Annotated in this window: 14 protein-coding genes and 3 pseudogenes; 13 read left to right on the top strand and 4 right to left on the bottom strand. The window is 64.4% G+C overall.

The genetic code is table 11. The features are described from left to right. Positions 1-584: 584 nt before the first annotated feature. From G6N41_RS24585 to coaD, 6 genes are all read left to right on the top strand, one after another. Complete coding sequence (locus G6N41_RS24585) at positions 585-1,646, top strand: alpha/beta hydrolase (protein WP_269469323.1); 1,062 nt, start codon at positions 585-587, stop codon at positions 1,644-1,646. A gap of 186 nt (positions 1,647-1,832) precedes the next feature. Further along, positions 1,833-2,600, top strand: a complete 768-nt coding sequence (locus G6N41_RS24580) for a DsbA family protein (RefSeq protein WP_198965930.1) — start codon at positions 1,833-1,835, stop codon at positions 2,598-2,600. Between the two features lie 5 nt (positions 2,601-2,605). After that, the gene (locus tag G6N41_RS24575) at positions 2,606-3,244 is read left to right on the top strand and encodes a vitamin K epoxide reductase family protein (protein WP_081650985.1); all 639 of its coding nucleotides are present in this window, start codon (positions 2,606-2,608) and stop codon (positions 3,242-3,244) included. A gap of 42 nt (positions 3,245-3,286) precedes the next feature. Continuing rightward, complete coding sequence (locus tag G6N41_RS24570) at positions 3,287-6,682, top strand: pyruvate carboxylase (protein WP_198965929.1); 3,396 nt, start codon at positions 3,287-3,289, stop codon at positions 6,680-6,682. After that, positions 6,679-7,233 carry a 16S rRNA (guanine(966)-N(2))-methyltransferase RsmD gene (gene rsmD, locus G6N41_RS24565; protein ID WP_198968004.1) on the top strand — a complete coding sequence of 185 codons (555 nt, stop codon included), beginning with the start codon at positions 6,679-6,681 and terminating at the stop codon, positions 7,231-7,233. Before G6N41_RS24570 ends, rsmD begins: the two co-directional genes overlap by 4 nt. A 73-nt stretch (positions 7,234-7,306) precedes the next feature. After that, positions 7,307-7,780 carry a pantetheine-phosphate adenylyltransferase gene (coaD, locus tag G6N41_RS24560; protein WP_020728202.1) on the top strand — a complete coding sequence of 158 codons (474 nt, stop codon included), beginning with the start codon at positions 7,307-7,309 and terminating at the stop codon, positions 7,778-7,780. Positions 7,781-7,853: 73 nt separating this feature from the next. Here the strand turns inward: coaD and G6N41_RS24555 are convergent, their stop codons facing one another. Together G6N41_RS24555 and purU are read right to left on the bottom strand one after the other, a co-directional pair. Beyond that, entirely contained in the window at positions 7,854-8,036 is a 183-nt protein-coding gene (locus tag G6N41_RS24555) for a hypothetical protein (protein ID WP_011740056.1), read from the bottom strand. Positions 8,037-8,192: 156 nt separating this feature from the next. Next, a complete protein-coding gene (purU, locus tag G6N41_RS24550) occupies positions 8,193-9,089 on the bottom strand; it encodes a formyltetrahydrofolate deformylase (RefSeq protein ID WP_198965928.1) in 897 nt (298 codons plus the stop codon). 83 nt (positions 9,090-9,172) lie between these two features. Between purU and G6N41_RS24545 the strand changes: the two are divergent. Then, positions 9,173-10,044: pseudogene (locus tag G6N41_RS24545) on the top strand (IS5 family transposase). Positions 10,045-10,054: 10 nt separating this feature from the next. Here G6N41_RS24545 and G6N41_RS24540 read toward each other — a convergent pair. Beyond that, positions 10,055-11,236, bottom strand: coding sequence for a permease (locus G6N41_RS24540; protein WP_198965927.1), 1,182 nt, complete (start codon positions 11,234-11,236; stop codon positions 10,055-10,057). 497 nt (positions 11,237-11,733) lie between these two features. Between G6N41_RS24540 and G6N41_RS24535 the strand changes: the two are divergent. Beyond that, positions 11,734-12,966: pseudogene (locus G6N41_RS24535) on the top strand (glycosyltransferase); the annotation flags it as partial. Between the two features lie 190 nt (positions 12,967-13,156). Next, positions 13,157-13,954, top strand: a complete 798-nt coding sequence (locus G6N41_RS24530) for a class I SAM-dependent methyltransferase (protein WP_020728204.1) — start codon at positions 13,157-13,159, stop codon at positions 13,952-13,954. Between the two features lie 50 nt (positions 13,955-14,004). Here G6N41_RS24530 and G6N41_RS24525 read toward each other — a convergent pair whose 3' ends face one another. After that, positions 14,005-15,261 carry a saccharopine dehydrogenase family protein gene (locus G6N41_RS24525; RefSeq protein WP_020724656.1) on the bottom strand — a complete coding sequence of 419 codons (1,257 nt, stop codon included), beginning with the start codon at positions 15,259-15,261 and terminating at the stop codon, positions 14,005-14,007. 281 nt (positions 15,262-15,542) lie between these two features. Between G6N41_RS24525 and G6N41_RS24520 the strand changes: the two genes are divergently transcribed. The 4 genes and pseudogenes from G6N41_RS24520 (at position 15,543) to G6N41_RS24505 (ending at position 22,198) form a co-directional block, all read left to right on the top strand. Beyond that, on the top strand, positions 15,543-16,631 hold the full coding sequence (locus tag G6N41_RS24520; protein WP_198965926.1) for an LLM class flavin-dependent oxidoreductase: 1,089 nt from the start codon (positions 15,543-15,545) through the stop codon (positions 16,629-16,631). Between the two features lie 948 nt (positions 16,632-17,579). Continuing rightward, positions 17,580-19,328 carry an AMP-binding protein gene (locus G6N41_RS24515; RefSeq protein ID WP_198968003.1) on the top strand — a complete coding sequence of 583 codons (1,749 nt, stop codon included), beginning with the start codon at positions 17,580-17,582 and terminating at the stop codon, positions 19,326-19,328. Between the two features lie 34 nt (positions 19,329-19,362). Beyond that, positions 19,363-20,002: pseudogene (locus tag G6N41_RS24510) on the top strand (chorismate--pyruvate lyase family protein). 87 nt (positions 20,003-20,089) lie between these two features. After that, on the top strand, positions 20,090-22,198 hold the full coding sequence (locus tag G6N41_RS24505) for a p-hydroxybenzoic acid--AMP ligase FadD22 (protein WP_198965925.1): 2,109 nt from the start codon (positions 20,090-20,092) through the stop codon (positions 22,196-22,198). Positions 22,199-22,209: the final 11 nt, after the last annotated feature.

The following is a 22,209-nucleotide window of genomic DNA, read 5'->3' as shown; positions in this document are numbered from 1 at the left end:
CTAAGTCGGGTTCGAACCTCTGGCGACCAGGCCACCGTTATTTTATCGGCGCTCAGTTCAAAGTCGAACACGTTGGAAGTCGCTCGCAATCTGTCTGGGGGTTTACCGACTCAGGGGATCACGATATTACCGAGTTGTATATGTCACCTAATCAACGCCCGTGCCGCTGCTTCGTCGCAGGTGACGGCGATGGCGTTGCGCCCTGTGACGCTCGGTGTCGGGGGCGCTTCGGGTGAACTTGTCCGGCGGTGGCCAGCGCCGATGCGTGGAAGATGGTCGGATGGCTGCCGCGCATCCGGCCCGCGGCTGCAACCGTGGTCCAGATTCGGCAACAGGGCTACCACGTACAGTTGGTCGCAGGGCACGTCGGACTCGCCGACCGCGCGCCGGGTTTCCCGTTCACTGCGGTTTAGCTCGGGGGTTGTCGGGATCCAGCAGTTGCCGAGCCCGACGACGGCTACCGAATGATCGTCGTCCAGCAAGACGAGGCAAGACGAGGCTTGTCTAGCGATTCTAGGGAGTAGCCCATGACAAATAGCTTGCCAGGTGAGACGGACCTCCATCCTGAAACGGTGCACGCGACGATGAGCTGGCTGAGTCGCGTGCAGAACACCGTCACCGTCGTCGGCGCCAAGGTCATCCCATGGGTTCCGGATGTCGCCAAACGGCTGATCACACGGGGGCGCTCGGTCATCATCGACGGAAACACCCTCGATCCCGCATTGCAGCTGATGTTGTCGGGCATGCGGGTCGTGGGTCTGGACGGGCTGGTGATCGATGACGACCTGGCCGCTTCCCGCGCCCACATGCGCGAGGCGATGTTGGGATTTCCCGGTCCGCAGATCCATGTCGATGTCGAGGAATTAACCCTGCCCGGACCTGCCGGCGACATCAGCGCCAGGCATTACCGTCCGCCCGGCGATGCGGCCGCGCCGTTGCTGGTCTTCTACCACGGGGGCGGGTGGGCGCTCGGCGACCTCAACACCCACGACGCGGTCTGCCGACTGACTTGTCGCGATGCGGGCATCCATGTCCTGGCGATCGACTACCGGCTGTCGCCCGAGCATCGCGCCCCCGCCGCGATCGACGATGCGTTCGCGGCCTTTGAGTGGGCGCACGCGCACGCCGCCGAGCTTGGTGCTCTGCCGGGACGGGTTGCGGTCGGTGGCGACAGTGCGGGGGGCAACCTGGCGGCCGTGGTGAGCCAGCTGGCCCGAGACAGCGGAGGCCCGGCCCCGATTTTCCAGTGGCTCATCTACCCACGAACAGACTTTGCCGGGCGGACCCGTTCCGCGAGCCTGTTCGCCCGAGGGTTCTTGCTGACCAAACGCGACATCGACTGGTTTCACTCCCAGTACCTGAAGGGCTCCGGCATCGAGCCCGCGGACCCGCGGGTATCGCCGTTACGAGCCGAATCACTGGCCGGGCTGGCGCCGGCGCTGATCGCGGTGGCAGGCTTCGACCCGTTGCGTGACGAAGGCGAGAACTACGCGACCGCCCTCCGGGCCGCCGGCACCCCGGTTGACCTGCGCGCCATGGGGTCGCTGACGCACGGGTTCCTCAATCTGTTTCCGCTCGGTGGTGGTTGTGCCGCCGCAACCAGCGAGCTGATTTCTGCGCTGCGTGCACACCTGACCCGGGTTTGAGCGGTGCCGGTGGGGTGGCTTCGCGCCGTGGGTGCGGACCGTTGCGGGCACCATCGGTCAATATCGTCGTGGGTCTCAGCTGCGGCTGGCCGGCCGCCGGTACTCTAGAGGCGCCCGACCACCGGAGGCTGAACGAGCCCGCAAGCGAAGCGCAGCCGACCAATACATGTGAGGATCAGCAAACCTGTGGCCGACAAAAACAAGCGTCCCCCGCGGATCGACCTGAATTCGCCCGACGGCAAGTTCGGCTGGCTCATCCAGATCGGTGGCACCGCGTTCGTCGTGTTCTTCGCGGTCGCCCTGGTCTTCTACATCGTGACCTCGCATCAGAAAAAGGGCGGCAGTGCCGCCGGTCCCGACGACTCGGTCCGGGTGACGTCGAGCAAGCTGGTCACCCAGCCGGGGACCCAGGACCCCAAGGTCGTGATGACCTTCTACGAGGACTTCCTGTGTCCGGCGTGCGGCATGTTCGAGCGCGCGTTCGGCCCGACGGTGTCCAGGCTGGTCGACATCGGGGCGGTCGCCGCCGATTACACGATGGTCGACATTCTCTCCAGCCCGCGCAACCAGAACTATTCGGCGCGAGCCGCCGCCGCGGCGTACTGCGTCGCCGATGAGTCCATCGATGCGTTCCGGCGGTTCCACACCGCGATGTTCAGCAAGGACATTCAGCCGTCCGAGGTCGGCAAGACATTCCCCGACAACGCGAAGTTGATCGAAATCGCGCGTGAGGCGGGTGCGGCGGGAACGGTGCCGGACTGCATCAACAGCGGCAAGTACCTCGACAAGGTCAACGGGTTGGCGGTGGCAGCCAATGTACATGCCACCCCGACGGTCAAGATCAATGGCGAGGAATACGAATGGTCGACGCCGGAAGCGCTGGTGGCCAAGATCAAAGAGATCGTGGGCCCCATTCCGGGCATTGACGCGGTCGCAGCCAACGCGACATCCTGACCACTGTGGTGTCAGCTGACTCCGCCGAGCGATCCAGCGACCTGACGTCAGGCGCCGTTCGCCAGGTGCACGTGCCCATGCCCAGCGCATGGTGGGTGCTGATCTGCGGTGTGACGGGCCTGCTTGCGTCCGGAGCGCTGACCGTGGAGAAGGTCAGGATCCTGCTCGACCCCAGCTATGTTCCCGCATGCAACATCAACCCCATCGTGTCGTGCGGCTCGGTGATGACGACCGCGCAGGCCTCGCTGCTGGGCTTTCCCAACCAGCTGTTCGGCATCGCGGCGTTCACCGTGGTGGTGGTCACCGGCGTGCTGGCGGTGACGAAAGTACCCCTGCCACGTTGGTATTGGGTGGGGCTGACGATCGGTGTCCTGGTCGGAACGGTGTTCGTGCACTGGCTGATTTTCGAGAGTCTCTACCGCATCGGGTCGCTGTGTCCGTACTGCATGGTGGTCTGGATCATCACCGCGACTTTGTTAGTCGTGGTTGGCTCGATAGCATTCCGTCCGGACCCGGACAGCACCAGCGGCGCTGCTGTGCGGGTGCTTTTCCAATGGCGGTGGTCGATTGCCACGCTGTGGCTCACCGCAGTGTTTCTGCTGATCATGGTTCGCTTCTGGAACTATTGGTCGACACTGCTCTAGGTGTCGAGTTTGCGTTGCGACGGGTGAAGTAAGGGGTCAATCATGATCTCAAAAGTGCTGGTGGCCAACCGCGGTGAGATCGCGATCCGCGCGTTTCGCGCCGCCTACGAATTGGGCGTCGGCACCGTTGCCGTCTACGCGTACGAGGACCGCAATTCGCTGCACCGGTCCAAGGCCGACGAGTCCTACCAGATCGGCGAGGTCGGGCACCCGGTGCGCGCCTACCTGTCGGTGGACGAGATCGTCGAAACCGCCCTCCGTGCGGGTGCGGATGCCATCTACCCGGGCTATGGGTTCCTGTCGGAGAACCCGGATCTGGCTGGGGCGTGTGCGGCGGCGGGCATCACCTTCGTCGGCCCCCGCGCCGAGCTGCTCCAGCTGACCGGAAACAAGTCCCGCGCGGTCACCGCGGCCAGGGAGGCCGGGCTGCCCGTGCTGAGGTCGTCGGCGCCGTCGGCCTCGGTGCAGGAGCTGGTGGCTGCGGCGCAGTCGGAGACCACCGGCCTGCGCTTTCCGCTCTTCGTCAAGGCGGTTGCCGGCGGTGGTGGCCGTGGCATGCGCCGGGTCAACGACATCTCCGCGCTGGCCGAAGCGATCGAGGCCGCCAGCCGCGAAGCCGAGTCCGCATTCGGTGACCCGACGGTGTATCTCGAACAGGCGGTGTTGAACCCCCGTCACATCGAGGTGCAGATCCTGGCGGACACGCAAGGCAACGTGATTCACCTCTACGAGCGCGACTGCAGTGTGCAGCGCCGTCACCAGAAGGTCATCGAGTTGGCGCCGGCGCCTAACCTGCCCGGTGAGCTGCGCGACAAGATCTGCGCGGATGCGGTCGCCTTCGCCCGTCACATTGGCTACACCTGCGCCGGTACCGTCGAGTTCCTGCTGGACCAAAGTGGTGAATACGTCTTCATCGAGATGAATCCGCGGATTCAGGTGGAGCACACCGTAACCGAGGAGATCACCGACGTCGACCTGGTTTCCAGCCAGATGCGGATCGCCGCGGGGGATTCGCTCGAAGATCTGGGTTTACGACAGCAAACCGTCCGGCCGCACGGCGCCGCCCTGCAATGCCGGATCACCACCGAGGATCCGACCAACGGTTTCCGGCCCGACACCGGGCGGATCAGCGCCCTGCGCGCCCCCGGCGGCGCGGGCATCCGCCTGGACGGCAGCACCAACCTCGGTGCGGAGATCAGCGCGCACTTCGATTCCATGCTGGTCAAGCTGACCTGCCGGGGACGGGATTTCTCGACGGCGGTGAACCGGGCACGCCGGGCGATCGCCGAGTTCCGGATTCGCGGCGTATCGACCAACATTCCCTTCTTGCAGGCGGTTCTGGATGACCCGGACTTCCAAGCCGGGCGCATCACGACGGCGTTCATCGACGAACGCCCCCAGCTGCTGACCGCGCGCACCTCGGCCGACCGCGGCACCAAGATTCTGAACTACCTGGCTGATGTCACGGTCAACAAGCCGCACGGCAGCCGCCCGTCCAAGGTCTACCCGAACGACAAGCTGCCCCATGTTGATCTGGATGCCCCGCCGCCGGCCGGCTCCAAGCAGCGCCTGGTCGAATTGGGGCCGGAGGGTTTCGCGCGCTGGCTCCGGGAATCGCCGGCGGTGGGGGTCACCGACACGACCTTCCGAGACGCCCACCAGTCGTTGCTGGCCACTCGGCTGCGCACCAGCGGATTGAGCCGGGTGGCGCCCTATCTGGCGCGGACCATGCCGCAGCTGCTCTCGGTGGAGTGTTGGGGTGGTGCGACCTACGACGTGGCGCTGCGCTTCCTCAAAGAGGACCCGTGGGAGCGGCTGGCCACGCTGCGCGCGGCGATGCCCAACATCTGCCTGCAGATGCTGCTGCGTGGCCGCAACACGGTGGGGTACACGCCCTACCCCGAGGTGGTTACCTCGTCCTTCATCGAGGAAGCGACCGCGACCGGCATCGACATCTTCCGGATCTTCGATGCGCTCAACAACCTGGAGTCCATGCGGCCCGCGATCGACGCGGTGCGCGAAACCGGTTCTGCGATAGCCGAAGTCGCGATGTGCTACACCGGCGATCTGAGCGACCCGGCCGAGCAGCTCTACACGCTGGACTACTACCTGCGGCTGGCCGAGCAGATCGTGGAGGCGGGCGCTCATGTGCTGGCCATCAAGGACATGGCCGGACTGTTGCGGGCCCCGGCGGCTCACCAGCTGGTCACCGCACTGCGCACTCGCTTCGACCTGCCGGTGCATGTGCACACCCACGACACCCCGGGCGGCCAGCTCGCCAGCTATGTCGCCGCCTGGCATGCGGGGGCCGACGCCGTCGACGGCGCCGCCGCCCCGCTCGCCGGTACCACCAGCCAGCCCGCGCTGAGTTCGATCGTTGGCGCCGCCGCGCACACCGAATACGACACCGGTCTGTCACTGGCGGCGGTTTGCGCGCTCGAGCCTTACTGGGAGGCGGTGCGAAAGGTCTACGCGCCCTTCGAGTCCGGGTTGCCGGGTCCGACGGGTCGGGTCTACCACCATGAGATTCCGGGCGGCCAGCTGTCGAACCTGCGCCAGCAGGCGATTGCGCTGGGGCTGGGGGACCGGTTCGAAGAGGTCGAAGAGGCCTACGCCGGAGCCGACCGGGTGCTGGGCCGCTTGATCAAGGTCACCCCATCCTCGAAGGTGGTCGGCGATCTGGCCCTGGCGCTGGTTGGTGCCGGGGTGAGTGCGGACGAATTCGCTGCCGAGCCCGCACGATTCGACATTCCGGACTCGGTCTTGGGCTTCTTGCGTGGCGATCTGGGCGACCCGGTCGGGGGGTGGCCGGAACCATTGCGGAGTGCGGCCCTGGCCGGGCGCGCACCGGCGAAGCCCGTTGGTCAGCTCACCGGCGAGGACCACAGCGCGCTGGCCGCGCCGCGACCCAAACGCCAGGCGACCTTGAACCGGTTGCTGTTCCCGGCGCCGACAAAGGAGTTCGAGGAGCACCGCGAAGCCTACGGCGATACGTCCCAAATGTCGGCCAACCAGTTCTTCTACGGCCTGCGACAGGGCGAGGAGCACCGGGTCAAGCTGGAGCGCGGGGTGGAACTGTTGATCGGCCTGGAGGCCATCTCCGAACCCGACGAGCGTGGAATGCGAACCGTCATGTGCATCATGAACGGTCAGCTGCGGCCGGTACTGGTGCGTGACCGCAGCATTGCCAGTGCGGTCCCGACCGCCGAGAAGGCCGACCGCGGCAATCCTGGACACATCGCCGCGCCGTTCGCCGGCGTGGTCAGCGTGGGCGTCGCGGTCGGGGATCGGGTGAGCGCCGGGCAAACCATCGCCACCATCGAGGCGATGAAAATGGAGGCCCCGATCACCGCGCCCAACGATGGCACCGTCGAACGGGTTGCCGTGTCGTCGACCGCCCAGGTGGAGGGCGGCGACCTGCTGGTGGTGGTGAGCTGACCCGGATCATCGTTGGCGTCGCCGGCGGCCGTCGCCTCGTTGTCCCGCAGCGTGGTACCAGACCCACCACCGATCGGGTGCGCGAGTCGCTATTCAACATTCTTGCGGCGCGACGCGCGATGACCGGCCTGGCCGTGCTGGACCTGTATGCCGGTTCGGGAGCACTGGGACTGGAGGCACTCTCGCGCGGCGCGGCCGCCGCGCTGTTCGTGGAGTCCGATCAGCGCACCGCGGCCGTTCTGGCCCGCAACATCGAGGCGCTGGGGCTCGCCGGCGCGACACTGCGCCGGGGTGCGGTTGCTGCGGTCCTGGCGGGTGGCACCGCGTCGCCGTTCGACCTGATCCTGGCCGACCCGCCCTACGATGTCTCGTGCGCCGAGATCGAAGCCGTCTTGGCGGCTTTGGACTCCCACGGGTGGGTGCACCAGGCAACGGTGGCCGTCGTGGAGCGGCCGGCCACCGGTGCGGCGTTGACCTGGCCGGCCGGCTGGTCGGTGTGGCCCGAGCGGGTTTACGGCGACACCCGTTTGGAGCTGGCCGACCGGTCGTAGGCCAGCGTGTACCGTCATCGGTCATGACCGCCGGCGACCAGGCAGGCCGAAGCGACGAGGAGAAGCGGCGCAGATGACGGGCGCGGTATGTCCGGGTTCGTTCGACCCGGTGACGTTGGGGCACGTCGACGTCTTCGAACGCGCCGCCGCTCAGTTCGACGAGGTGGTGGTGGCGATTCTGGTCAATCCCGCCAAGAAGGGCATGTTCGACCTCGATGAGCGGATCGCGATGATCAAGGAGTCGACGGCTCACCTGCCCAACCTGCGGGTCGAGGCCGGGCAAGGCTTGGTGGTCGACTTCGTCAAGGCCCAGGGGATGAACGCCATCGTCAAGGGGTTGCGCACCGGCACCGACTTCGAGTACGAGCTGCAGATGGCGCAGATGAACAAACACATCGCCGGCGTCGACACATTCTTCGTCGCGACGGCGCCGCGGTATTCGTTTGTGTCGTCGTCGCTGGCCAAAGAGGTGGCGATGCTCGGCGGCGACGTCTCCGAACTGCTGCCGGAACCGGTGAACCGCCGACTGCGGGAGCGGACAAAATAGCAGCGGACCTAGCCGCGGTTGGCGACTAGGTCCGCTCACCTGTCCACAGTGTCGAGCGACGATGCGGCCCCGACTAGCGTGGGTCGAAGCAGCCGTAGAAGGTTTGCGTCGCCGTGTCGTAGCAGGTGTAGGTGCCGTAGTCGGGCTGGTGGCTGGGGGCCGCGCTGGCGGCTCCGGCCGCTGCGAAGGCGGCCAGGCCGATGGCCGAGGCCAACAGCGACATCCCGGCGAGGGCACGGATTCGGGCAGCGATCATAGATGCCTTTCTGTTCGGTCATCGGATGCGGGTGAGGCGAATGTCGCCGTCCAAGCAAGGTTGATGGCGCGCGCTTGGCGAAACCTTGGCACATTCTTGGTGCCCCGGGGTGCATCGGTGTCGCGGGTATGCCGGCGTTGACGGCCGGCCGCGGCGTCAGAAGATGATGGTCTGGTTGTGGTGCACGATGACGCGGTCCTGGCAGTGCCACAGCACGGCACGCGACAGCACGGCGCGCTCCACGTCGGCGCCGACTCGCACCAGGTCGTGCACGGTGTCATTGTGGTCGACCCGAACGACGTCTTGTTCGATGATCGGCCCCTCGTCGAGAGCTTCGGTCACGTAGTGTGCGGTGGCGCCGATCAGCTTGACGCCACGTTCCCGGGCGCGTTTGTAAGGAGACGCGCCGGTGAAGGCGGGAAGAAACGAGTGATGAATGTTGATCAACGGGCAACCGATGGCGTCGAGAAACGTGGGGCTGAGGATCTGCATGTAGCGAGCCAGGATCACCAGATCCACGTTGCCGCTTAACAACTGAAGTTGACGCTGTTCGGCGTCGGCGCGAGTGTCCCGAGTCACGGGGATGTGGATGAACGGCACACCGAACGGGCGCACATGGTCGGCCAGATCAGGGTGGTTGGCGAGCACCATTGCAACCGACATCTCGAGTTCGCCACGTCGGTTGCGCCACAGCAGATCTAACAAGCAGTGGTCTTCCTTGGAAGCCATGATCGCGACTCGTTTGGGTTTGGCCGCTTCAGTGAACCGGTAGTCGATGTCGAACTTGTCGGCGACGGCACTGCCGAACTCGCGCTGCAGTTCGTCGATGGCAGCGGTGAGCCCGGGTAGGTGAAAGATCGCCCGCTGCAGTAATGTTCCGCCCTCGGGGGCGGTGGAGTGCTGGTCCAGGGAAATGATGTTGGCGCCGGCCTGGGTCAGGAACGTGCTGACGGCGGCGATGATCCCAGGGTGGTCGTGGCAACGCAGTAGTAGCCGACCGATATCGGCCGGCGGCGGTGGACCGCCAGGCGGCGGTGGAAAATTCTGAGACATTGCCGCCGGAAAGGATACCGCCGGCGCCCTCGGCTAGGGCGTGTCTGCTTAATGTGAATGGTGTTTTGGCTGATGCTGTTTGGGTGATGCGGACGCATGCGATTTCTGATGATTTGTGGTCGCTGATCGTGGCGGTGTTGCCTGCGGGGCGGCGGCGTGGCCGGCCGTGGAACGATCATCGACGTACTCTGGAGGGCATTATCTGGCGTTACCGTGCGGGATCTCCGTGGTGTGACCTGCCCGAGCACTTCGGTCCCTGGCAATCGGTGGCCGAGAGGCATCTACGCTGGTCGGTCGATGGCATCTACGCGCGGATCTTCGCGGCGATCGCCTCTGACCTCGACGCCGAGGACGCCGACCTGGGCGCACTGTTGTCGGTCGATTCGACCAGTGTGCGCGCCCACCAACACGCAGCCGGAGCGCGCCCGGGCGCCGCACAGGGGATCTGTCGAATTACAAGAAATATCTCGATGAGCCCGATGACCACGCCATTGGGCGTTCCCGCGGCGGGCTGACTACCAAGATCCACGCCTTGACCGACCAGCTGTGCAGTCCGGTCACCCTGGCACTGTCGGCCGGTCAAGCCGGTGATAATCCGATGCTTTGGCCATTGCTGGCCGCCCGGTGCAGCAACTCATACGCCCCGTTTCGCCTGCTGGCGGACAAGGCGTACTCCCATGACTCGACGCGGGCACAGCTGCGCCGGCTCAAGATCGCCCATACCATCCCCGAGCGCAGCGACCAGATCACCCGCCGCAAAGCCAAAGGCCGCAACAGAGGACGGCCTCCGGGGTTCTCAGGCCGAATCTACAAGCACCGCAACACCGTCGAGCGAAGCTTCAACCGGCTCAAACACTGGCGCGCGGTCGCCACCTGCTACGACAAATACGCCCTGACCTACCTCGGCGGTGCCACCCTGGCCGCCATCATCACCTACCACCGCGTCCGCAATTAGCAGACAGGACCTAGTGACACTGATGGCCGTGTTGGTGGCCTTCGGCTTCGGGAGAGCCGCCCATCATACGCAGCATCGGCATGCCGCCACTGGTGATGAAGCGAGTCACCAGCACTGCCGCGATTCCGAGAAAGATGATGTTGAGCCAGGTGGTGTAGTTCCACGAAATGCCCGCGTGCAGGACCGTGGCGCTGCGCTGTCGAGGAATCAAGTTCGCCGCGCCAAAGATGAGTTCGATCAGGTATCCAGCGACGACCATCGAGACATAGAAGGTGCCCAGCAGGGTCAGCATCATCTTCGTCCCGTAGTACTTCCGGTAGATGTTCAAGATCGGCAGGATCAGCAGGTCGGCTAAGATGAAGGCGATGACACCGCCGAAGCTGATGCCACCGTTCCACAGCACCGCGGCAAGTGGCACATTGTCGATCGAGCAGACGAAAGAGACGATCGCGACGACGGGGCCAACGAGCGGTCCCCACACCACCGACAAGTTCGGATGATTCGCCAAAAAGAAGTTCTGCCAGAAAGTTTCGGGAACCCAAGCCGCGATTGCGCCGGCGATCACCAGACCGAGAACGAGGTCGCGCAGAATTGCCGCCCACTCCATCACGAACACGTGCGACACCGAGGTGAAGGCGCGGCGGGAGAACAGCCGGCGCAGAAACGAGTCCTCGCCGCCCACCGACATGGCCATGGCGGCGTGACCTTCCATGGAGCCAGCGATCCCGCGTTCGGCCTGCTCGCGGGCCGCGTCGATGAGCCGGGTGCGTACGAACAGCCGGAACAACACGGCCAACACGATGATCATCAGCGGGCCACCGACGAACTCCGCGGCGGTGAACTGCCAGCCCATCAACAACGCCAGGATGATGCCCAGCTCGACGACCAGGTTGGTGGAACCTATCTCAAACGCCATGGTTGCGGTGAAGTTCGCGCCCTTGCGAAACAGTGATCGTGCCAGCGCCACCGCGGCGTAGGAGCAGGACGACGAAGCGGCGCCCAGTCCGGCGGCAACCGCAAGCGTGCGCGGTTTGTCGTTGCCCATCAAAGCAACGATCGTCGAGCGTCGCACCACGGCCTGCACCATCGCCGACAACGTGAAGCCCAAGATCAGCGCCCACAAGATTTCCCAGGTCATCGATCCGGTCAGGGCCAGTGCATGGCCGACCGCTCCCAATACTGTGCCCGCCACCCGGTCCTCCGTTTCGCATCATCCATACGGCAAGTCTTCATTCTGGGCCGACCCGCTCCCTTGCGGCAACATATACCCTATGGGGGTATAAGCGCAAGGGGGTGCCGTGGCCGGAATCCGCAGGATATGCGGCTGTTTTGGGGGGCGCATGCGGGTTCGCCTCCCGCTTGCTGGCGACCGGGCGTCCCGGCCGTCAGTGAACCGGTTGGCGGCAGCGTCGCATTGGCTGGCGATAGAGTTCCGGACGGCTGCGCAAAAGCGTTGGTACACAATGAAACACGATGTTCGAGATGGGCAATGAAGCGCGGGCGCCCGGGTGGATGTCATCGCGACCGGGCGCTGCGGTGAACGAGTCGACCGGATTGGCATCGCCCACGCCATTTTGGCCCGATCTTCCAGACCGCGGGCGTCCAGGGGTACGCTACGGCGTTTGGGTGGGGCGTAACGAACAACGGTTACCGACAACTTGCCGACAAACGTCGTGAAGGGACGCGGTCATGAGCATCGCAACAAACGCACCGCAGCCCGTCAGGAGGCAGCGGGTCCTGTTTGTCGCCGAGGCAACGACGCTGGCCCACGTCGTGCGACCGTTCGTCGTCGCGCTGTCGCTGGACCCGAGCCGCTATGAGGTGCATTTCGCGTGTGACCCGCGGTTCAACAAGCTGCTGGGGCCGATCCCGTTTCCCCATCACCCGATCTACACCATCCCCAGCGAGCGATTTCTTGGCAACCTGGTGCAGGGCCGTTTCTATACGACCCGGACATTGCGCCAGTACGTCGAGGAGGACAGCAGGGTGCTGGCCGAGGTTGCGCCGGATCTGGTCGTCGGTGACCTTCGCATTTCCCTATCGGCCAGCGCCCGACTGGCCGGCATTCCCTACGTCGCCATCGCCAACGCCTACTGGAGTCCCTACTCGCGCCGTCGTTTTCCGCTGCCCGAGGTGTTCTGGAGCCGCCTGTTCGGTGTTCGGCTGGTCAAGCGCGCCTACCGGCTGGAGCGACCGTTGTTCTTCGCTCTGCAGTGCATGCCGCTGAATCGGGTCCGGCGCAAGCACGGATTGCCGAGCCTGGGTTTGAACCTGTGCCGCATTTTCACCGATGGCGACCAAACCCTGTACGCGGATATCCCCGAGCTGCAGCCGACCTACAACCGGCCGGACAACCACCAGTATCTCGGCCCGGTTCTCTGGTCGCCGTCGGGGGAGACGCCGGACTGGTGGGATTCGCTGCCGGCGGACCGGCCGATCGTCTACGCGACCCTGGGTACCTCCGGGGGGCGGAATCTGTTGCAGGTGGTGTTGAACGGCCTGGCCGATCTGCCGGTGACGGTCATCGCTGCCACCGCCGACCGTAGCGACCTGGACAATATCCCGGCCAATGCCTATGTGGCGGACTATCTGCCGGGCGAGGCGGCCGCGGCTCGCTCCGACGTGGTGATTTGCAACGGGGGCAGCCTCACGACGCAGCAGGCCCTGGTGGCTGGGGTGCCGGTGCTGGGGATCGCTAGCAACCTGGACCAGCACCTCAACATGCAGGCCATCGAGGCAGCCGGAGCGGGCTTGCTGCTGCGCACCGAGCGGCTCAAGGCTCGCTCGGTGTCGGCGGCCGTGCGCCAGCTGCTCGACCGACCTGGATACCGGCAATCCGCTCAGGAGCTCGCCGAGGTGTTCGGGCGCGAATTGGCTCGCTTTCCTCAGCATGTGGAGAGCGCTTTGCGGCGCGTATCCGAGGGCGCGGTCGCGAAATCGGTGGCCGGCGAGCAGGGGACGCGCCTGTCAATCAGGTCAATTAGTAGGTTTGGACCAGCAGTCGGCTCATCGGCGGTATCGGACGATTCGGTCCCCACAGATCCTCGATTCAAACGTTAGTTCGATGCCGCACTGCGGCTAACGTTTCTCCTCTCGGCGAAAGGAACCCTTCATGGGAGCAACCGAAACTTCAAAGGCGCTGGTGTGGCGCCTCACCGAAGAGTCATGGAACTACGGTCAGTTCCACTTCGGGAAGGATCGTCGGATGAACCGGGTCAGGGCCGTGCAACGGGCGCTCGCCGGTAGGGCGGCGCCTGTTTACCTCGAGATCGGTGTCTCCCATGGGTTTGCGTTCCGGCGAATAGCTGCCGACGAGAAGACGGCAATCGACCCCGAGTTCAAGCTGTCGGCGCGGACCCGCAAGCTGGCCTCGGCCAAGGCGCGTGTCACCCATTACTTCGAGACGACCAGTGACGCCTTTTTCTCCAATGATGCCGGCTATCTCGAGCACAACGGTGTCGATGTGGCCTTGGTCGACGGGCTGCACACCTACAAGCAGGTAGTGCGTGATGTCGAGAATATCCTGCGCTACCTCAAGGACGACGGGGTCATCGTCCTGCACGACTGCAACCCCACGCATCCTTCGATCGCCTATCCGGCGGCGTCCTATGAAGACTTTCGTGCCGAGAACCGCTGGTGGCAGATGTTGTGGAGCGGCGACGTCTGGAAGGCGATCGTTCATCTGCGCAGCACTCGGGCGGATCTGCAGGTCGCGGTGCTCAACTGCGATTTCGGCGTCGGGATCGTGCGTAAGGGCTCGGCGGAATCGCAGTTGTCCTACACGGCGGACCAGATCGAGGCCCTCGACTACGCGGATCTGGTCGCCGACCGCGAGCGCCTACTCAACCTGAAGCCGCCCACGTATTTCGACGACTTTCTCGCATCCGACGGAATCAGCCCGAAGATCTGATCGGCCGGCGACCGCCGCTCGGGCGCTGACCTGAGCGGCGGCGCCAGGAGTCAGTGCAGTCGGGTCGCGCTCACAACGACGCCGGTCTGGGGCAGCCGCGCCAGCAGTGCATCCCCCATGGCGGCGGCGGGGGTCAGCACACCGCGCAACTCGGAGAGCCGATCGCGGTCCAGCGCCAGGGCCAGACCGCTTTCGCCGAGCAGCACGGCCGTCGAGGCATACGCGTCGACGTTGTGTGCGAACGTCGCCAGGTAGCGGGCACCGGTGGTCGTGGTGGTGTACGTCTCACAGCGGTAATGGCCGCGTTCCCGGCTTTTTTGGCTCGGGCCGGTGCCTGGTTTCGGAGTGACCCGCTCTAACGCACGTTGCGGTAGGCGACTGAAGTACTTGTTGCCCAAACCGATGCCGCCGGCGATAGCGCCCGTGACGGCAGCGGAGGCGATTGGTGCCGCAAACGACCGACCGAGACTCATCGTCTCCGAGTAGCGGAATTGCTTGCCATAAGCCCAATCCTGTAATGCATTGCTACGTCGGACAATTCGAGTGTTGAATGGGCCCTGTACGAATGCGCCGGTCCAGAAGCCCGCGAGCTCAGGAGCTAGGTCGCGTCCGCGCCGCATGGAAAAGTCCGGCTGCGGACCGAGATCGGGTTCGGCACTGCGGTCGGTGGTCAGCGTATAAGGGTCGTTGACCAACCGGTACGCCTCGGGATCGCTCGATGCGGTGCGCATCGCTTCGGAATAGGTTGCCACCGAGCCGCCGGAGGCCCAACGCTGGGAGAACGAGCGGAGCACCAGGTTGGTCTCGGCCAATTCTCCGGTGCCGTCTTCGGCGGCACGGCGGTACAAGTGGTGGACGTTCAGATCCGATGGAATTGAATCGAATCCACACGCGAGCACTATTCGGGCGCCGGTGTCAGCGGCCTGTTTGTGGTACAGGTCGATGCTGTTGCGGCAGAACATCAATTCGCCGGTCAGATCGGCGTAGTCGGTGCCAGCCTTGGCGCAGGCCGCCACCAGGGGCAGGCCATAGCGTGTGTAGGGGCCAACGGTGGTGAGGATGACCTGTGCCCGGGTGGCCATCTCCTCGAGCGTCGCCGGTTGTGATGCGTCGGCGACGACGAGTGGCCAGTCGCTGGCTAGTGGGCCCAACTTGTCCCGCACGGCCCGCAGCCGTTGGGGCGAACGGCCGGCCAGGGCGATCCGAGCGTTCGTGTCACGTTGCGCAAGGTGTTGGCCGGTCAGCATGCCGGAGAAGCCGGTTGCGCCGTATAAGACGATGTCGAACTCGCGTTGCGCTGAACTCATCGGGCGAGACTACCTGAGCGGGCTGGGGAGGCTGAGTTGCGGGCGACCAGCGATGAATGCAATTGCGTAGGAACGCAGTCGCCGCGTCATCGGCGCGAGATGGTAGGGCCGGCCGGCGATCCGCAGGCCGCCAGTTGGCTGCGGCATGTCCACAGAAACGTCAGGTAACCTCGCCGCAGTCACACCGCGACGGACGGCAAGGTAGGCGGATTTTGAAGAAATCGAGCGGCTTTCGTTACGGCTTTGTCGACGCTCCGGTGCACTCGCGCCTTCCACCGAGCATGATCGCGCGGTCGAGCATGATGGCCGGCGCAGTGATGGGCGCCGACTCGTATTGGATCGGTGACCATCTCAACGCGCTGGTGCCACGGTCGGTGGCGACCCCCGAATTTCTCGGTCTTGGGGCGCGGCTGGTGCCCAAGGTTGATGCCAACTACGAGCCTTGGACGATGCTGGGAAACCTCGCCGCGGGCAACCGGATCAACCGCTTGCGGCTCGGTGTGTGCGTGACCGATGTCGGCTGTCGCAATCCAGCGGTTACCGCGCAAGCCGCGGCGACTGTGCATCTGCTGACCAGAGGCCGAGCCATTCTTGGTATCGGTGTTGGAGAACGTGAGGGCAACGAGCCCTACGGGGTGGAGTGGAGCAAGCCCGTTGCGCGGTTCGAAGAGGGCCTCGCGACGATTCGTGCCCTGTGGGATTCGAACGGGGCGCTGGTCACGCGTGAGTCGCCGTACTTTCCACTGCGCAATGCCCTGTTCGACCTGCCGCCCTACAAGGGAAAGTGGCCCGAAATCTGGCTCGCGGCGCACGGTCCGCGGATGCTGAGGGCTAGCGGACGCTACGCGGACGCCTGGGTGCCCATCGTCATCATCCGGCCCACCGACTACAGCCGCGCGCTGGAAGCGGTGCCTGCCGCGGCATCCGATGTCGGTCGTGACCCGATGTCCATCACCCCTTCGGCAGTGCGCGGCGTGGTCACCGGGTGTAGTCGCGACGACGTGGATGAAGCGCTGGACTCGGTGATCGTCAAAATGAACGCGCTCGGAATGCCCGCGGAGGCCTGGGCGCGCCACGGTGTCGAGCACCCGATGGGAGCCGACTTCACCGGCGTGCAGGATCTGATCCCCCAGACGATGGACAGGGAAACGGTCCTCTCCTACACCGCGAAGGTTCCGCCCGGCCTGATCCGCGAAGTGGTGGCCAGCGGCACGCCGGACGAGGTCATCGATCAGGTCGCCGAGTGGCGGGACCACGGTCTGAGGTATCTGCTGGTGATTAATGGCAGCCTGGTCAACCCGAGCCTGCGCAAGACCGTCACTGCGGTGCTGCCGCACGCCAAGGTGTTGCGGGGGCTGAAGAAGCTGTGACCGGCCACCGGCGAATCCGCTCGGCGCCGGTTCGCGGCTAGCCTGGGCTAGTTGCGGCCGCAGATCGATCAAAGCCATTGCTGAAGTTAGCTATTCGGGTCGCTTAGCGATCGGCCGGAAGTCGTTGCGGGCACTTTGTTGGATGGATCCGCAACGCTGAATCGGTGGCCCCGGGGGCGCGGCGAGTTGGCCCCAACCCGTTGCCTGGTAACGACTTAGCGGCAACGCCTCAGCGCACCGCCGCGCGACACCGCGTGCCCGAGATGCCACATTGCCTTTGTTGCAACGGTTTTGCCGCGACTGGTTACGGCTTGCTCGGGGCTAGGGGAGTGGGGCGATCACCGCCGGGCGTGGTTACCGCAGCTGCGTGTATCGCCAAACGTTGCGCGCGCCAAACTTATTTAGCAGTGCTCGTACTTAGCACTTCTCATGAAAATCGGCTGTTGGTTGGTTATCCAGAGATGATTTGCCGAGGTGATTGTCGTAGACCCCTCGATGCTTCAGATTGCACCCGGCGTCCGGGCCCTGGGAAGGGTGATTGGATGGCCCAAATTTTCCCAGGACCGTCGGTCCCAACATCTCACCTATCGCTGATCCTTAGTAACCTCAAAGCTCATGTCCACCAAACGGGTTCCAGCAAGAGCCATGGTCGTGAGTGACGACCATGTTAAATCTTGCTGCGAGCCGGTGGCGCGAGGGCTGTTATGGCGGTGCGGCCATATCGATTTCGAGTTGCGGCGCGGCTTTGCGCGGCACGCCGGCCCGCTGATTCGGGTTTCGACTGACACAGCAGCGAAACGCCCGTAGTCTCTTCCGTAGAGAGCAAGGATGATCATGGATACCAACGCCGTTTCGTTTCGTGCCCGGGACGAGGTGACGACGCAACTGGCACCGGGAACGGGTGGCCAAGCAGTACCAACGTACAATGGGATGATGACGCGATTCGCGATGAGCGAGTCCTCGCTTACCGATCTGCTGCACAAGGCGGCCACCCAGTACCCCAATCGCGCGGCCTACAAGTTCATCGACTACGACGTGAACCCGGACGGGTTCACCGAAACGCTCACCTGGTGGCAAATCTATCGGCGCGCCAAGATCGTGGCCGAAGAGCTGCGCGGCTACGGGGCCAGCGGTGATCGGGTCGCGGTATTGGCTCCGCAAGGCCTTGAATACATCATCGCTTTTCTAGGCGTGCTAGAAGCCGGACTTATCGCTGTCCCCCTTCCAGTGCCCCAGTTCGGCATTCACGACGAACGAATCTCGGCAGCGCTGCAGGATTCCACGCCGAGCGTCATTCTTACGACTTCGTCGGTGATCGACGAGGTCACCAAATATGCGCCACACGCACGCGCCGGGCAGGGCGGCACACCCATTGTGGTGGCGGTCGACTTGCTGGACTTGGATTCCGCGCGGGAGCTCGATCTCACGCCGCCGGCCCATTCGAGCACCGCGTATCTGCAATACACGTCGGGGTCGACCCGTTCGCCCGCCGGTGTGGTCCTCTGCCACAAGAACGTTATCACCAACTGCGTCCAGTTGATGTCCGATTACCTTGGGGAGACGGAGAAAGTTCCCTCGACCGCGGTGTCGTGGCTGCCGTTCTATCACGACATGGGGCTGATGCTCGGCATCATTCTGCCGATGATCAATCAAGACACCGCGGTGTTGCTGAATCCGATGGCATTCCTGCAGCGGCCGGCTCGCTGGATGCAATTGATGGGCAAATTTCGTGGACAGATTTCCTGTGCGCCAAACTTCGGTTTTGAATTGGCGGTCCGCCGCACGTCGGACGAAGATATGGCCGGATTGGATCTCGGACACGTCCGGGGGATCGGTAGCGGTGCGGAGCGCGTGAATCCGGCGACGCTGCAGCGCTTCATCGACAGGTTCGCCCCCTTCAACCTGCGCGACACGGCGATCCGACCCTCCTACGGGCTCGCCGAGGCGACGGTGTTCGTGGCCACTGCGGAACCGGGACGCCCGCCCAGAAGCGTCAACTTCGACTACCAGAGCTTGTCGGTCGGTCGGGTCGAGCGGTGCGCGAATGAAGCCGACGACGGTGCCAAGCTGGTCAGCTACGGTTCGAGCTGGACATCTGAGGTGCGGATCGTCGACCCCGAGGCCAGGACGGAATGTCCGGCGGGGACGGTCGGCGAAATTTGGGTGCAGGGGGATAATGTTGCCATGGGCTATTGGCGTAACCCCCAGCTCACCGAGCGCACGTTCGATGCGAAGCTGACCGATCCCTCGCCGGGCACCTCGATCGGTCCGTGGCTTCGAACCGGAGACCTCGGGGTGATGTTCGAAGGCGAGTTGTTCATCACGGGCCGCATCAAGGATCTGCTGATCGTGGACGGATCCAATCACTATCCCGACGATATTGAGTCGACGATTCAGGAAATCACCGGTGGCCGGGTGGTGGCGATAGCGGTGCCCGATGCCGACGGTGAGAAGTTGGTCACCATCGTGGAGTTCGCCAGCTGGGGCCACTCGGGTCAGGAGGCCATCGACAAGCTGCGCTCGGTCAAGCGGGAGATCACCTCCGCGATATCGCGGGCACACCGAGTGCGGGTCGCAGATGTCGTGTTGTTGGCGACCGGTTCGATTCCGGTCACGACCAGCGGCAAAGTTCGACGTTCATCCTGTGTGGAACGTTACCGAAACGACGGATTCACCCGTTTGGACCGGTCCGCATGACGGCATGTTGGCGGCATTACCCGAGAAACAAGAAATGACCGAGTGTCATCTGTCTGATGAAGATATCCGAAAGCTCAACCGCGACCTTCGGATACTGATAGCGACGAACGGCACCCTCACTCGGATTCTGAACGTGCTTGCCAACGACGAGATCGTCGTAGAGATAATCAAGCAGCAGATTCAGGATGCCGCGCCGGAAATGGATGGGCGCGACCATTCTTCGATCGGTCGCGTCTTGCGGCGCGATATCGTGCTGAAGGGCCGCAGGTCGGGAATTCCGTTCGTCGCCGCAGAATCATTCATTGCCATCGACTTGCTGCCTGCCGAAATCGTGGCGAGCCTGCTGGAAACGCATCGTCCTATTGGCGAGGTGATGGCCGCCAGCTGTATTGAAACCTTTAAAGAAGAGGCGAAGGTCTGGGCGGGAGAGTCACCGGCCTGGCTCGCGCTCGATCGGCGTCGTAACTTGCCGCCGAAAGTTGTCGGCCGTCAGTACCGCGTCATCGCGGAAGGCCGGCCGGTGATTATCATCACCGAGTATTTTCTCCGAAGTGTATTCGAAGATAATTCGCGCGAAGAACCTATTCGTCACCAACGATCCGTCGGTACCAGTGCAAGGAGTGGGAGATCGATTTGTACCTAATGGCCGGTTCCCCGTGGGTTTATGGGGGTGACGATGCCAGAGGTCGCAGAATTTGTATCCATGGATCCAATTCAGTCGGCAAGCCAGAAACAGCATCGGCTAGGGCGGTCATCCAATAATGCGGAATGAGAATGTAGCGGGACTGCTCGCCGAGCGGGCATCGGAAGCGGGATGGACTGACCAGCCTGCCTATTACGCGCCGGATGTGGTGACTCATGGTCAGATCCATGATGGAGCCGCACGGCTTGGCGCGGTGCTAGCCAATCGTGGCCTTTGCAGGGGGGATCGTGTCCTGCTGTGTATGCCGGATTCGCCGGAGCTGGTGCAGGTTTTGCTGGCATGCCTGGCGCGCGGGATCCTGGCGTTTCTGGCAAACCCGGAGCTGCACCGTGACGAACACGCGTTCCAGGAGCGGGACACGCAGGCGGCGCTGGTAATCACCTCCGGTCCTCTTTGTGACCGATTTGCGCCGTCGACGGTGGTGGATGCCGCGGATCTGTTTTCCGAGGCGGCCCGGGTCGGGCCGGCGGCCTACGAGATCTTGGGCGGTGACGCCGCCGCGTATGCCACCTACACCTCCGGCACAACGGGTCCGCCCAAGGCGGCGATTCACCGGCACTGCGACGTGTTCGCGTTTGTCGAGGCCATGTGTCGCAATGCGTTGCGGCTGACTCCCGCCGACATCGGGCTGAGCAGCGCGCGCATGTATTTCGCCTATGGCCTGGGAAATTCGGTCTGGTTTCCGCTGGCCACCGGTAGTTCGGCGGTGGTCAATACGCTACCGGTGGGCGCGGAAGTCGCGGCGACGCTGAGCGCCCGATTCGAGCCCTCGGTGCTCTACGGTGTGCCGAATTTCTTTGCCAGAGTTGTCGACGCGTGTTCTGCGGATTCGTTCCGTTCGGTGCGATGCGTGGTATCGGCGGGCGAGGCCCTGGAAGTGGGGCTGGCCGAGCGGCTCACCGAATTCTTTGGCGGTATCTCGATCCTGGACGGGGTCGGATCGACCGAGGTCGGGCAGACGTTCGTATCCAATACCGTCGACGAGTGGCGCCCGGGGAGCCTGGGCAAGGTTCTTCCGCCCTACGAGATTCGCGTCGTGGCACCGGACGGTGCGGCCGCCGGGCCCGGGGTGGAGGGTGACCTCTGGGTCCGCGGACCGTCGATTGCCGAGAGCTATTGGAACTGGCCGGAGCCGCTGCTGACAGATGAGGGTTGGCTGGAAACGCGTGACCGGGTCTGCATCGACGACGACGGATGGGTCACCTACGCCTGCCGCGCGGACGACACCGAAATCGTCGGGGCGGTCAATATCAATCCACGCGAGATCGAGCGGCTGATCGTCGAGGAGGACGCCGTCGCCGAGGTCGCGGTGGTTGGAGTCAAGGAAGCCACCGGCGCATCGACACTGCAGGCATTTCTCGTTCCGGCGAGCGCCGAGGGCATTGACGGGTCGGTCATGCGCGACATCCACCGACGATTGCTCACCCGCCTGTCTGCATTCAAGGTGCCGCACCGATTTGCCGTTGTTGAGCGACTTCCCAGAACCGCCAACGGGAAGTTGTTGCGTAGCGCGCTGCGTGGCCAGACCCCGGCCAAGCCGATCTGGGAACTCGCTTCGGCCGAGCACCGGTCCGACGCGCCCGGCCAACTCGATGATCTGTCGGCGTCTGCCCTGGTTTCGGGCACCCGCGAAGTGAGCCTCAAAGAGCGGCTGGCCGCGCTGCAGCAGGAACGTCACCGGCTGGTACTCGACGCCGTATGCGGGGAGACCGCGAAGATACTCGGTGAGCCGGATCCGCGCTCGGTCAATCGCGATCTCGCCTTCTCGGAGCTCGGCTTCGACTCGCAGATGACCGTCGAACTCTGCCACCGATTGGCCGCGGCCACCGGGTTGCGCGTGCCCGAGACGGTTGGGTGGGACTACGGCTCGATATCGGCACTGGCCCAGTACCTGGAGGCCGAACTGTCCGGCGCGGACCGGCGGGTGACGCCGCAGTCAGCGCGCAGCGGTGCTCGGGCGCTGCCACTGATCGAAGCGCAGCTGAACAAGGTCGAAGAGCTGACCGCGGCCATCGCCGACGGTGAGAAGCCGCGAGTGGCCGAACGGTTGCGTGCCCTGCTCGGCACGATCACCGAAGGGCAGGAGCACTGGGGCCAGCGCATCGCCGCCGCCTCGACCCCCGACGAAATTTTCCAGCTGATCGATTCGGAATTTGGCGAATCATGAACAGGAGCAAC

This window comes from Mycobacterium shottsii, assembly GCF_010728525.1.
GTDB classification, from domain to species: domain Bacteria; phylum Actinomycetota; class Actinomycetes; order Mycobacteriales; family Mycobacteriaceae; genus Mycobacterium; species Mycobacterium marinum.
The sequence above is the reverse complement of the archived record's forward strand: the minus strand, read 5'-3'. Positions and strand labels throughout refer to the sequence as shown.

What these genes read in the sequence shown, in the direction of transcription:
- G6N41_RS24585 (WP_269469323.1), top strand. Translation starts at nt 585, where the DNA reads ATGAGCTGGCTGAGTCGCGTGCAGAACACCGTCACCGTCGTCGGCGCC.
- G6N41_RS24570 (WP_198965929.1), top strand. Translation starts at nt 3,287, where the DNA reads ATGATCTCAAAAGTGCTGGTGGCCAACCGCGGTGAGATCGCGATCCGC.
- coaD (WP_020728202.1), top strand. Translation starts at nt 7,307, where the DNA reads ATGACGGGCGCGGTATGTCCGGGTTCGTTCGACCCGGTGACGTTGGGG.
- G6N41_RS24555 (WP_011740056.1), bottom strand. Translation starts at nt 8,036, where the DNA reads ATGATCGCTGCCCGAATCCGTGCCCTCGCCGGGATGTCGCTGTTGGCC.
- purU (WP_198965928.1), bottom strand. Translation starts at nt 9,089, where the DNA reads ATGTCTCAGAATTTTCCACCGCCGCCTGGCGGTCCACCGCCGCCGGCC.
- G6N41_RS24530 (WP_020728204.1), top strand. Translation starts at nt 13,157, where the DNA reads ATGGGAGCAACCGAAACTTCAAAGGCGCTGGTGTGGCGCCTCACCGAA.
- G6N41_RS24525 (WP_020724656.1), bottom strand. Translation starts at nt 15,261, where the DNA reads ATGAGTTCAGCGCAACGCGAGTTCGACATCGTCTTATACGGCGCAACC.
- G6N41_RS24520 (WP_198965926.1), top strand. Translation starts at nt 15,543, where the DNA reads ATGATCGCGCGGTCGAGCATGATGGCCGGCGCAGTGATGGGCGCCGAC.
- G6N41_RS24515 (WP_198968003.1), top strand. Translation starts at nt 17,580, where the DNA reads ATGAGCGAGTCCTCGCTTACCGATCTGCTGCACAAGGCGGCCACCCAG.
- G6N41_RS24505 (WP_198965925.1), top strand. Translation starts at nt 20,090, where the DNA reads ATGCGGAATGAGAATGTAGCGGGACTGCTCGCCGAGCGGGCATCGGAA.